The organism is Nitratireductor sp. GCM10026969, from assembly GCF_042660605.1.
Taxonomy (GTDB): Bacteria; Pseudomonadota; Alphaproteobacteria; order Rhizobiales; family Rhizobiaceae; genus Chelativorans.
This window is the reverse complement of sequence record NZ_JBHSUM010000132.1, coordinates 1-11799: the sequence shown is the minus strand read 5'-3', so window position 1 is coordinate 11799 and position 11799 is coordinate 1. Positions and strand designations below refer to the sequence as shown.

Below are 11799 nucleotides of genomic sequence, written 5' to 3'. Positions count from 1 at the left end.
CGCCAGGCCGGCGCTCGCACGCTCCAGCCCCGCGCGCGCCGTCGCCACCTGGGTGCGCGCATCCTCCAGCCATTCGGCGATGTCAGCGGCCTCGACCGGCTCGCATCGGAAGGCTTCCCTGTCCGTGTCGACGGCGAACGCGGTGTGCATCTCGCCGGTTCGCTCGCCCAGCCGCTGCAGAAGATCGAGCGGATATGCGAGGGGTTCGAGGTCGGCTTCGAGCGCTGTGCCGGGTACCGCCGATGCCGCCAGGGGCGCCAGGAATTCGTCCTCGATCCTGCGTTCGAGCGCATGAACGAAGACACTCCAGGCGTCACCCTGGTTCTCGACAAAGGCGGAGACGCTGGCCAGAACCGTCCGCTCGCCCTCCTCCTTCTGGTACTCGACCACGCCGAGGAAGGCAGGCGTGTTGGCAAAGCCCGCCTCTTCCGTCAGGAACCGCGCCACGTCGACCTCGGGCTGGTCGCCGGGGCGAAGTCTGCGGAAGATCTTCAACAGCGCCTCCCGGCCGAAGGCGACCGAGACATTGCTCTGTTCGCCCGTCAGTGTCGCCGGCGGCTCCGAAAACGTCATGGCCTGCAACCTCTCATTGCCATAGAATCGCAGAACGCCTCCGGTGGCCGGATGTTCGCGATTTTCCTGCATGGCGCGCATGATTTCGGCGGCAAAGCGGTCGTCATAGGCGCCGTCGATCAGGGCACCGAGCTGCGCGCCCTTGCGCACGCGCGCGAGCGTGACGGAAAGCTTCGGCGCGCCGAACTGCACGTTCTCCTCGCCCCAGAGCACCGTCAATGGCAGGAGATAGCGCTGGTTGCCCGCCGCAAGATCGACGTCGACGAGAGCCAGCAGCCCCGCCTCGTCGCCGAGCCTTGCGAGCTCCCACACCTCCACGGAATGCATCTCTTCGCCCTTGGCGCCGAACCAGCGCTGGCGCTGCAGGAATTGCGGAAGCACGTCCTGCGCAAGCTGACGGCCTTCGCGACCGGCCAGCGCGCGCTCGAGACGGCCGCCGATCAGGGTGAGCGTGATGAATTCGGGAAGCGGCTCGGGAATGTTGTCGTGCCACTCCGGCGCTTGCGCCTCGTCCGCCAGGAGGAACCAGAAGGCGCCGTAGCTCGACAGCGTCAGCATGTAGGGAAGATCACCGATGGGCGGGAACGGCGATTGGCTGATGAGTTCGACCGGCACGCGGCCGCGGTATTTGGAAAGGTCGAGTTCGACCGCCTGTGCCGAGCGGGAGAGATTCACCACGCACAGGATCGTCTCCTCGCCGTCGCTGCGCGTATAGGCGAGGATGCGCCGGTTTCTCGGATAAAGCATGGTGAAGTCGCCGCGCCCGAAGGCGCGATGCTGCTTGCGCACGGCCACCATGCGGCGGACCCAGTTGAGGAGCGAAGACGGATCTGCCTCCTGGGCCTCCACATTGATCGTCTGATAGCCATAGACCGGATCCATGATGGGCGGCAGGTAGAGCGCCTGCGGATTGGCGCGGGAAAAGCCGCCATTGCGGTCCATCGACCACTGCATGGGCGTGCGCACGCCGTCACGGTCGCCGAGATAGATGTTGTCGCCCATGCCAAGCTCGTCGCCATAATAGATCACTGGCGTGCCGGGCATGGACAGAAGCAGCGCGTTCATCAGTTCCATCTTGCGCCGATCATTCTGCATGAGCGGCGCCAGCCGACGGCGGATGCCCAGATTGATGCGCGCGCGCACATCGTCCGCATAGGTGCGCCAGAGATAGTCGCGCTCCCGGTCCGTCACCATTTCCAGCGTCAGCTCGTCATGGTTGCGCAGGAAAATGGCCCATTGGCAGGGCTCCGGAATTTCCGGCGTCTGGCGCATGATGTCGGAGATCGGGTGCCGGTCCTCCTGGGCGAGCGCCATGTAGATGCGCGGCATGAGCGGGAAGTGAAAGGCCATGTGGCACTCGTCCCCCTCGCCGAAATAGGGGCGCGTGTCCTCCGGCCATTGGTTTGCCTCGGCAAGCAGCATCCGGTCGGGGTAGCGCTCGTCGAGTGCCGCACGGATTTTCTTCAGGACCTCGTGGGTCTCGGGCAGGTTCTCGTTGTTGGTGCCCTCGCGCTCGACCAGATAGGGAATGGCGTCGAGCCGCAGCCCGTCGACCCCTGTGTCGAGCCAGAAGCGCATCACCTTGATGACCTCTTCGAGCACCCGCGGATTGTCGAAGTTGAGGTCGGGCTGGTGCGAATAGAAGCGGTGCCAGAAGAACTGGCCGGCAACGGGATCCCAGGTCCAGTTCGAAGTTTCGGTGTCTAGAAAGATGATGCGTGTTTCGGGATAGCGCTCGTCGTCGTCGTTCCAGACGTAGAAGTTGCGCGCCGCCGAACCCTTCTTGGCCCGCCTTGCGCGCTGGAACCAGGGATGCTGGTCGGAGGTGTGGTTGATGACGAGTTCGGTGATCACGCGGATCCCCCGCCGATGCGCCGCGTCGACGAAGCGGCGGAAGTCGCGCATCGTGCCGTAGGATGGATTGATCGACCGGTAGTCGGCGATATCATAGCCGTCGTCCCTCAGCGGCGAGGGATAGAACGGCAAGAGCCAGATCGTGTTCACGCCCAGCCGCTCGATATAGTCGAGCCGCTGCAGGAGGCCGTTGAAGTCGCCGATCCCGTCTCCGTTGAAATCCTGGAAGGCCTTGATGTGGAGCTGGTAGATGATTGCGTCCTTGTACCAGTCCGGCGCCTGTCGCTCCGCCGCCGAGGCCCCGGCGGCGGTATCGTCCACGCCGGGGGATGCGGACGCGCCTCGGGCGAACCTCTCCATCGCGTTCATCGGCCGGCTCCCGGTGCGATCAGCCGCCAGGCCATGTAGGGGCGCTGGTACGGATCGAGGAACATGTGCTGGACCTTGCCGGTCCACGCGAAGGGTTGGCCGGTGACGAGGTCATCGGCCTCGATCGTCGCATCGTCGGGCAGTCCGAACTCCCAGAGCGGCACCTCGAAGGGCGCTTCCTGCGGGTGGTGCGGATCCAGATTGACGGCGAACAGCAGGAAATTGGAAAGATCGTCGGTGAACTTGCCGTAGTAGAGGACGGCGTCGTTCCAGGCGTTGTAGAAGTTCAGATTGGCGAACTGCTTGAGCGCCGGGTTTTCCTGCCGGATCCGGTTGAGAAAGGCGACATCGGCCTTGATGTTGCCCGGCCTGTCCCAGTCCCAGGCGCGGATCTCGTATTTCTCGGAGTTGAGATACTCCTCCCGTCCGGGCAGCGCCGCGGCCTCGCACAATTCGAAACCGTTGTAGATGCCGTAGTTCGCACCCAGCGTGGCGGCAAGGAAGAGCCGCACCTGGAAACCCGGCCGTCCACTCATCTGCAGGTAGCGGGGGTTGATGTCCGGCGTGTTCACGAAGAAGTTCGGCCGCATGTAGTGTCGGCAATCCTCGCGCGTGAGCTCGGTGAGGTACGCCGTGAGCTCCTGCTTCGTGTTGCGCCAGGTGAAATAGGAATAGGACTGGTTGAACCCGACCTTGGCCAGGCGCTTCATCATCTTCGGCCGGGTGAAGGCTTCGGCGAGGAAGATGACGCCGGGGTCGACCTGCCGCACCTCGTCGATCATCCACTCCCAGAAGGGCAGCGGCTTGGTGTGCGGATTGTCGACGCGGAAGATGCGCACGCCCTTGTCCAGCCAGAAAAGAACCACGTCACGCAGGGCGAACCAGAGGCCCGGGATCGCATCGCGGTAGAAGTGGACGTTGACGATGTCCTCGTACTTCTTGGGAGGGTTCTCGGCGAACTTGATGGTGCCGTCGGGCCGCCAGTCGAACCATTCGGGATGTTCGCGGATCCAGGGATGGTCCGGCGAGCACTGGATGGCGAAGTCGAGTGCGATTTCCAGCCCGTGATCCCGCGCCGCCGCCACGAGCCGCGCGAAATCCTCGAAGGTGCCGAGTTCGGGGTGAATGGCGTCATGCCCGCCCTCCTGCGAGCCGATCGCATAAGGGCTTCCGGGATCGTCGGGCGCCGGTGTCAGGCTGTTGTTGCGGCCCTTGCGGTTTGTGCTGCCGATCGGGTGGATGGGCGGGAAATACAGGACGTCGAAACCCAGCCCGCGCACATAGGGCAGCCGGGCGATGACATCGTCAAAGGTGCCGTGCACGTCTGCCCTGCCCGATTGCGAGCGCGGCATCATCTCGTACCAGGCGCTGAAGGCCGCCCTTTCCCGGTCGACGAAGACGGGGAAGTCGATTTCCGAATGCGTGAGGTTCACCCGGGCGCCAAGACGCGCCATCAACACGGCGATCTCGTCGCTCATGAGAACGGCGAGCCTGTCGCCGGGCGAGGACGTCGCCTCCACTTCCGACAGCAGCGCCTTCAGTTCGGCGTGGGCCTCGGAAGTCTTCTTTGCGCTGGCGGAGACGGCCTGGGCGATGAGATGCCTGCCCTCTTCCAGTTCGAGCGCGATGTCCTGGCCGGCCGCATGCTTTTTGGCCACTTCCGCACGCCAGGAGGCGAACAGGTCACGCCAGGCATCGATCGTGAACTCGTGATGGCCGATTTCCTCGAAGACGATGGTGGCGCGCCAGCGGTCGTTTGCCAGATGGCGCATCGGTGCCTCGTCCCAGTGCACCGCGCCCGCGCGGCGAAAGCGGACCGACGCGGCGATCACGTCGTGGCCATCGCAGAAGATGTCGGCCTCGATCCGGAGCGGTTGTCCGGCGACCGCCTTGGCGGGGAAGCGCCCGGCATTGACCGAAGGCTCCACCGCCTCGATGGCGATGCGGTTGGCAGCGAGCGTCTCAAGCAATGCCTGGCCCGTGCGGTCCATGCTCAGCCCTCTCGTCAGGCGGGGAGTCCCCGAGAGCTAAACGTCGGTTGTGGCGGCAGGTTCCGTCTCCCGTGCCATTGCCGCACCGTCAGGCAGTCGCCAGCGGCTCCTCCGCTTTCTACTTGACTTTAATTGTCTTCTTTTTTAGCGACAGCACGAAAGAGAGCCAAGTTGCCGCGAAGCAACCCAGCCATCTGAGTGCCATGCGCAAAGGGGGGCGCTATGCGGACGCGGATCTGGCCGTTGTTTCTTTCGACTTGTCTGGCTTCACCGGCTGCCTGGGGGCAGGATCAGGCGCTGCCCGGCGAAGGCACGCTGCTCGACCGGCTCGTGGTCACCGCCGGGCGCGAGGAAAGCGCGATCGCCGGGGTCGCTCAGTCCGTCATCGTGGTCGAGCGGGAAGAGATCGAACAGGCGATGGAGATTTCGCCCGACGCCACCGATCTCGTCGAAAAGCTGGTGCCGGGTTTCTCGCCGGGCAACCAGACCATCTCCGGCGCCTCGGAAAATTTCCGCGGCCGCGGCGTCTTGATCATGGTCGACGGCGTGCCGCGCAACACGCCCCTGCGCGATGTCTCGCGCATCCTTTCCATGATCGATCTCGACAACATCGAACGCGTCGAGGTCGTGAACGGGGCTTCGAGCCTCTATGGCGCAGGGGCGACCGGCGGCACTATCAACTTCATCACCAAGCGGGGAACGAGCGACAAGCCCACCGTCACGGTGCGCACCGGCGTCACCGCCTTCACCGAAAACATCGGCAAATCCGCCGCGCCGGAGGCCAGCGCGAGCGTCGAGGGCCGCAAGGACGCGTTCGATTACTTCTTCTCCGCTTCCGGCGAACTGACCCGGCGCACCTATGACGGCTTCGGCAACGAGATGGCCTCCGACGCCATGCTCGGCCAGGGCGGCGGCGACCGCACCGGCTCGGGCGATTTGTTCGGCGTGGTCGGCTACGAGGACGGTCCGCGGCGTTTCGAGGTCAGCTTCGACTGGACCTATGCCGAGCAGGAGCCGGACTGGTTCACCGACTACGATGCGGATCCGGTGGCGCCGGACTTCAGCGATCCCTATACGGGCGAGCCGCTGAAAGAGGATTCGAAATACCTCACGGCGAAATACACCGACAGCGCCTTTCCGCTCGGAGAGATCGAGGTCAAGGGCTTCTACAACAAGATCTTCAAGCAGTCGCCCTTCACCAAGTTCTCGCGCGTCAACTCGATCGTCTACTATTCGGGCGACCCGCTCAATCCGACCGCCGACTACAACCAGTCGGCGCTCGAAGCCGAGCGGGCCGGCGTGAACCTCACCGTCAACACGCCGACGGATTTTCTTTTCGAAGGCAGCAGCCTGACCTGGGGCGCCGACTACATCTACGACGAGACCCGGCAGAAGCTCATCAACGGCTGGGACGTGATCGCCCCCATGCGCCAGCATTCGCTGGCCGCCTTCGCCCAGGCCGAGGTGCCGATCACCGACCGTTTCCGCGTCCAGGGCGGCGTGCGCTTCGACCAGTTCTACCTGACGGTGGAGGATTTCGAACGTCCGGAAGCCTATGTCGGCGATTTCCGCATGGCCTTCCCCGCCATCAACGTGCAGGGCGGTTCCTTCAATTACAATGCCTTCACCTTCAATGCCGGCGCCGTGTTCGACGTCACCGACGATCTGCAGATGTTCGGCAACTTCTCCCAGGGCTACAGCCTGACCGACATCGGCGCCTTCACCCGCCGCGCCGGCCTCAACTCGACGGCGGAAGCCTGCGACGCGTATGGCGGATTGCTCGCTTCGCTGGGGTGCACGGGGTTTCCGGACTTCACCGTCAGCTACGACGACATCGCACCCGAACCCCAGCTCGTGAACACCTTCGAGGCGGGCCTGCGCGGCGATTGGGGCGATTTTCGCGGCAGTCTCAGCGCCTATCTCTCCACCTCCAAGGACGGCGTGAACTACGACATCGAAGCCAACCGCGTCAGCCAGCAGAAGGAACGCATCTGGGGCGTGGAGGCGACCGCCGAATACGACATCAACACGATGTTCACCGTGGGCGGCATTCTCGGCTACCAGGAAGGCAGGTACGACGAGGACGGCGACGGCTCGATCGGCGACGACGAGTATCTGCCCAACAACCGCATCCCCTCGACCTGGAAGGGCGTCGGCTACGTGTCCGCCCGCTTCGGCAACGGATTTTCGGCGCGCGGCGAGGTCGAATATTTCTCCGGCCGTGACCGGATCGCGGGCGAGAGCCTCGACGGCGCCACGCTGGTCAATCTGGGCGTGTCCAAGGAATTCGCCAATGGCGGCGAGTTGAGCTTGGCCGTGCGCAACGTCTTCGACACCGACTACATCAACCCGACCGCCACGGCGACGCGCGGTGCGCCCGTCCCCGGCCTGGGGCGCTCCGTCTACGCCTCCTACAAGATAACCTTCTAGCGGCGAGGCGATGGCCGTCCACCTGAGCCGGGAAGAGCAGATCCTGTCCCTGACAGTCGAGGAGCCGGTCGGCAGCGGCGATCCCGACCGGTATCTCGCCGCGCTCGACGAGATCGCGGAGGCGGCCGCGCCGTTCGTCCTGCGGGTTACCTTTCGCACCCGCCTCGCCCTGCCGCAGGAGCAGCGCAAGGCACAGAACCTGTGGTTCAAAAGAACGCGCCAGCGCATGAACGCGCTGTGCCGGGCGGTGGCAATCGTGCGCAAGGACGCCAGCGAGGAGATGCAGCGCACCTTTGGCGGGCTGTGGCGCTTTCCGGTGCTCGTAACCGACAGTGACGAGGAGGCTGGCGCCTTTCTCGCCACCCATCTGCCGCAAGGAACCGCGCCATGATCGATGCCACCGTCTCCGGCACGGAACGGCGGCCGCGCTACCGGCTCTTCGCGGTGCTGGCCGGACTTTATCTCGCACAAGGCATTCCGACCTATCTCTTCGCCGCCGCACTGCCGCCGATCATGCGCGAACAGGACGTGTCGCGCACGGCGATCGGCTTCTTTTCCATCCTCCTCCTGCCGCTGGTCCTGAAATTCCTCTGGGCGCCGGCGGTCGACCGGATCCGGCCTTTCGCCCGCGCCCATCGTGCCGGCTGGGTGATCCTCACCCAGTTCGGGATCATCGGCAGCATCCTATCGCTGATGGCGGTCGAGCCCGGCAATGTGTGGGCCATCTTCGCCATCGGCTTCGTCGCGTCACTGCTTCTGTCGACACAGGACATCGCCACCGACGGCTATGCCGCGAAACATCTCGAGCCCGCGGAACGGCCGATCGGCAACGCCATCCAGGGCGGCGCGATCGCCTTCGGCGTGATCGCCGGGGGCACGATGGGGCTCGTCCTCTACCACCATGCGGGCTGGCACGTCATGCTGGCCACCATCGCCCTGATTTCATTCCTGCCGCTTGTCGCCGCTTTCGCCATGCGCGAGGACGACCCCGCCCCTTCACGGCCCTCGAGCCCGGTCTCACGCCCCTCCATCATGGCCTTCCTGCGCCGCCCCGAGGCGCGGCTCGTCCTGTGGATTGCCCTGGTCTACCGGGCGAGCGAGGGGCTCGTGAAGGCGATGGAAGGCTCCTATCTCGTCGATGCCGGAATCCCGCTCGACGTCATCGGCTATCTCTCCGGCGCCTCCGCCGCCACGGCCGGGCTCGCCGGCTCGGTGATCGCAGCCGTCCTGGTGCGGCGCATAGGCGTGACCGCCGTGCTCGGCCTGCTGGGCAGTCTGCGGACCGTCTGCTTCCTCGTCTTTGCGCTGCATGCTTTCGGGGTCATTCTGGGGGTCTGGCCGCTCTACGGCGCCTCCGTTTTCCAGACGCTGATCCGCTACATGGAGATCGTCGCGCTCTACAGCCTGTTCATGAGCGTGACGACGTCCGAGCAGCCGGGCACCGACTTCACCATCCTCGCCTGCGCCCAGCTCATCGTCTATCTCGCCGGCTCCATGTCCTCCGGCGCGCTCGCCGACCTTCTGGGCTACGGCGCCCTTTTTGGCATTTCCACAGCCTTGTCGGCCGCGGCCGTACTCGCCACCCTCACCATGCTGCGGGCGAATCCGGCACGGCCCGGCGCAGCATTTCCGGCAACGAAGGGACCGGGTTAGCAGCGGGCGCCTCGGAAGGGTCCTGACCGACCCTTTCCGGCACCATTCTCGCCCGGCTCTCTTTCCCCTTCGCGTGCCCGGCAAAAAAGCCTCCGAAATATTGACATTCGCGATCAGGATTTCTAAGACGACGCCACGTTGGATTGTTTCTTTTCACGGTTGGCGGGACTTTGTGCGGCATGCGCCCGCATCCGTACCCACAGGGAGTTTCGACATGCAGGCGGTGAGGAAACGCCCTGCCAACGGCGGGCGGGAAAAGCGTGAGGCAGGCGGGAGAGCTATGCTGAAGCGCCTTTTCAAACCGGCAATGATTGCCGCCGCGGCCCTGGCGGTCCAGCCCGCGCTCGCCCAGGAAACCGAGGCACCGGCAGCGAAGCTGGGCCTGGAGCTCAATTCCCTGGCTCCGACCGAGAACGGATGCCGCGTCACCTTCGTGATTTCCAACGCCATGGGCGCGGAGATCGAGAATGCCGCCTTCGAGATCGCCCTGTTCGACCAGGATCGGATGGTGGACCGCCTGACCGTGATCGAATTCGGGGAACTGCCCGCCGAAAAGACCAAGGTCAGCCAGTTCGACTTCGCCGGTGCCGACTGCGCGAACATCGGCCGCATCCTGATCAACGGCGTTACCGAATGCAACGGCGCCACACTCGACACACAGGCCTGCGGAGACGCGCTCGAGACGACCACAAGAACAAACATCGAGTTCGGGAGCTGACCATGTGGGATGCCGTTCGCTCTCTCTTGTCCCTGGGCGGCCCGGTCGTCGCTGTCCTGGTGGTTCTCTCCGTCTTTGCGCTGGCGCTCATCCTCCTGAAGCTGTGGCAGTTCTGGGCCGAGCGGGTGGGTTTCCATGGCCGCGCCAGGGCCGCGATGGAAGTCTGGCGGCAGGGCCGCCCCGCCGAAGCCGCGCGAATGATGGAAGCACGGCGCTCCGCCCTCGAAGACGCCTTGGCCACGGCGATGGTGCTGACCACGCGCCGTCTCGACAAGAGCCTGATCGAGGATGAAATCCGGCGCCGCGCCACCGACCGTCTGCACGAGTTGCAAAAGGGGTTCCGGGCACTGGAAGCCATCGCGCAGATCGCGCCTCTCATCGGCCTGTTCGGAACGGTGATCGGCATGATCGAGGCGTTCCGCCAGCTCCAGGCCGCCGGGAGCGCGGTTGATCCCTCGGTACTTGCCGGCGGCATCTGGGTCGCGCTCTTGACGACGGCGGCCGGCCTGGCGGTCGCAATCCCCGTCTCGCTGGTTCTGACCTGGTTCGAAACCCGCCTGGAGAACGAGCGCGTGGCGATCGAAACCATGGCCGGCACCCTGCTCGCCCAGGTCGCCATGTCGACAGAGGCCTCCGGCGCCACGCGGGACGGAGCCGGGCAGGAAGGTGCGGCGAGTCTGGCCCATGCGCATTGATCGCGCTCCGCGTCGCAGTCGAGGGCCTTCGCTGACGTCGCTGATCGACGTCATCTTCCTGTTGCTTCTGTTCTTCATGCTGTCGTCCACCTTCACGCGCTTCGCCAAGGTGGAAATCACCGGCGGGCACGCGGCGGCCTCCGCCGAGGCCGAGACACCGGATATCCTGCTGCATCTCGAGGGTGATGCCTGGAAGGTGAACGGCATTGCGATGCCGGTCGAGGAGGCGATGGGTGAACTCGCCAGCCTGCACGAGAATGGCGCAACCTCGCTAGCCATCCTCGTGCGCGGCGAGGAGACATCGCAGATGCTCGTGGAGGCGGTCGAGCGCATCCGCCGCGAAACCGGCCTTTCCGTATCGGTGGCGAGGTAGAGATGCGTCTTTCCCGGCCCCGCGCCCCCAGGCGGTTCAGCGAGAACACGATTCCCCTGATCAACGTCGTCTTTCTGATGCTGATCTTCTTCCTGATCGCCGGCACGCTCGCCCCGCCGCTCGATCCTGAGATCTCGTTGATTTCCACCAACGACGCCGAGGGCGCCGATCCGCCGGCCGCGCTTTCCGTGACCGCCGACGGACAGTTCAGGGCTGCGGGCAAGGACGTGACCATCGAGACATGGCTTGCCGGGAGAGAGGCGGGAGGCGATGAGGCCGCGCCCGTCACACTGGCCGTCGACCGCGAACTGCCGGCCGACAGGCTCATCGATATTTTGACTCGCCTGCGCACCGCAGGAGCCGGCCCGATCGAGATTGTCACGGAGCGAAAGTGAAACGCGCCCGGATAAAATGGACCGTTGCCGTCGTTGCTTCGCTGGCGCTGCACGCCTCGGCGGCAGTGCTGCTCGCCCGCTCCGAAGACATCCGGATCGCCGGCGGCGGGGCGGTCGAAGTCGCTCTTCTCGGCAATGCCTTTGAAAGCCGGATGGCTGCGGGCGAGGTTTCCGAAAGGGTTGCTCCGGCTGAAACCGCGTCCGCCGACGAGTCGCTGGAACCGGTGGAGACCCCATCGTCCACCGAGCCCGTCCCGGCAGCCGAACAGCTTGAGACGCAGCCCGCTCGGCAGGTGCAGCCCATCGCGCCGGACCAGCAGGCATCCTCGGTATCCGTGCAGGAGGCACCCCCCTCGCCCGAGGCGAAGGTCACGCCCACGAGTCCGTCCACCGCCGATGCAGCGATCGTTTCCCTCGACGCCGAAGAGACGCCGAGCAGGGCCACGGTGACGCGCGCCAGCCCTGTCGAGGCCGATCCGGCAGAGGCGGCCGAGACGGAGGTCGTTCGCGGTGAGGAACTCAGCGAAGTCGCCGCCGAACTTGCCGCGCTGGAAGACGTTCCCGTGCCGGAGGCTCGTCCCGAGCCACCGCGCGTCGAAAGACGGGCGGCACAAGCCCCGCAGCAAAACCGGGCGCAGAGAACCGCCGCGGCCGGATCGGGCGGACAGAACCAGGCTGACACGCGCCGCGGTACGAACCAGGGCTCGGCCTCCGGCCGGTCCGCCTCGGACAACACCGCCTCGCGCAG

The 11799-nt window shown here is 65.3% G+C and carries 9 protein-coding genes and 1 pseudogene; 8 read left to right on the top strand and 2 right to left on the bottom strand.

Annotated features, from left to right (window positions below; all coding sequences use genetic code 11):
- On the bottom strand, positions 1 to 2787 hold a 2787-nt coding region (gene treS / locus ACFP9U_RS19730; RefSeq protein ID WP_378624078.1), incomplete at its 3' end, for a maltose alpha-D-glucosyltransferase.
- Positions 2788 to 2792: 5 nt separating this feature from the next.
- Positions 2793 to 4787 carry an alpha-1,4-glucan--maltose-1-phosphate maltosyltransferase gene (locus ACFP9U_RS19725; protein WP_378624077.1) on the bottom strand — a complete coding sequence of 665 codons (1995 nt, stop codon included), beginning with the start codon at positions 4785 to 4787 and terminating at the stop codon, positions 2793 to 2795.
- A gap of 222 nt (positions 4788 to 5009) precedes the next feature.
- Between ACFP9U_RS19725 and ACFP9U_RS19720 the strand changes: the two genes are divergently transcribed.
- From ACFP9U_RS19720 to ACFP9U_RS19685, 8 genes and pseudogenes are all read left to right on the top strand, one after another.
- Positions 5010 to 7217 carry a TonB-dependent receptor gene (locus ACFP9U_RS19720; protein ID WP_378624076.1) on the top strand — a complete coding sequence of 736 codons (2208 nt, stop codon included), beginning with the start codon at positions 5010 to 5012 and terminating at the stop codon, positions 7215 to 7217.
- A gap of 10 nt (positions 7218 to 7227) precedes the next feature.
- Positions 7228 to 7608, top strand: a complete 381-nt coding sequence (locus ACFP9U_RS19715; protein ID WP_378624075.1) for a hypothetical protein — start codon at positions 7228 to 7230, stop codon at positions 7606 to 7608.
- A complete protein-coding gene (locus ACFP9U_RS19710) occupies positions 7605 to 8870 on the top strand; it encodes an MFS transporter (protein ID WP_378624073.1) in 1266 nt (421 codons plus the stop codon). Before ACFP9U_RS19715 ends, ACFP9U_RS19710 begins: the two co-directional genes overlap by 4 nt.
- 280 nt (positions 8871 to 9150) lie before the next feature.
- Positions 9151 to 9588 (top strand): hypothetical protein, encoded by a 438-nt coding sequence (locus ACFP9U_RS19705; RefSeq protein WP_378624071.1) that lies wholly within the window; start codon positions 9151 to 9153, stop codon positions 9586 to 9588.
- A gap of 2 nt (positions 9589 to 9590) precedes the next feature.
- A complete protein-coding gene (locus ACFP9U_RS19700) occupies positions 9591 to 10283 on the top strand; it encodes a MotA/TolQ/ExbB proton channel family protein (RefSeq protein ID WP_378624069.1) in 693 nt (230 codons plus the stop codon).
- Positions 10273 to 10656: a biopolymer transporter ExbD gene (locus ACFP9U_RS19695; protein WP_378624066.1), complete on the top strand. Its 384-nt coding sequence runs from the start codon at positions 10273 to 10275 to the stop codon at positions 10654 to 10656. The genes ACFP9U_RS19700 and ACFP9U_RS19695 overlap by 11 nt, the downstream gene beginning before the upstream one ends.
- Before the next feature lie 2 nt (positions 10657 to 10658).
- On the top strand, positions 10659 to 11051 hold the full coding sequence (locus ACFP9U_RS19690) for an ExbD/TolR family protein (RefSeq protein ID WP_378624064.1): 393 nt from the start codon (positions 10659 to 10661) through the stop codon (positions 11049 to 11051).
- A pseudogene (locus ACFP9U_RS19685) lies at positions 11048 to 11799 on the top strand (hypothetical protein); the annotation flags it as partial. The gene ACFP9U_RS19690 and the pseudogene ACFP9U_RS19685, both read left to right, overlap by 4 nt.

Bases quoted from the DNA above. Each gene is read 5' to 3' on its own strand.
- ACFP9U_RS19725 (WP_378624077.1), bottom strand. From the start codon at position 4,787: ATGGACCGCACGGGCCAGGCATTGCTTGAGACGCTCGCTGCCAACCGC.
- ACFP9U_RS19720 (WP_378624076.1), top strand. From the start codon at position 5,010: ATGCGGACGCGGATCTGGCCGTTGTTTCTTTCGACTTGTCTGGCTTCA.
- ACFP9U_RS19715 (WP_378624075.1), top strand. From the start codon at position 7,228: ATGGCCGTCCACCTGAGCCGGGAAGAGCAGATCCTGTCCCTGACAGTC.
- ACFP9U_RS19710 (WP_378624073.1), top strand. From the start codon at position 7,605: ATGATCGATGCCACCGTCTCCGGCACGGAACGGCGGCCGCGCTACCGG.
- ACFP9U_RS19705 (WP_378624071.1), top strand. From the start codon at position 9,151: ATGCTGAAGCGCCTTTTCAAACCGGCAATGATTGCCGCCGCGGCCCTG.
- ACFP9U_RS19700 (WP_378624069.1), top strand. From the start codon at position 9,591: ATGTGGGATGCCGTTCGCTCTCTCTTGTCCCTGGGCGGCCCGGTCGTC.
- ACFP9U_RS19695 (WP_378624066.1), top strand. From the start codon at position 10,273: ATGCGCATTGATCGCGCTCCGCGTCGCAGTCGAGGGCCTTCGCTGACG.
- ACFP9U_RS19690 (WP_378624064.1), top strand. From the start codon at position 10,659: ATGCGTCTTTCCCGGCCCCGCGCCCCCAGGCGGTTCAGCGAGAACACG.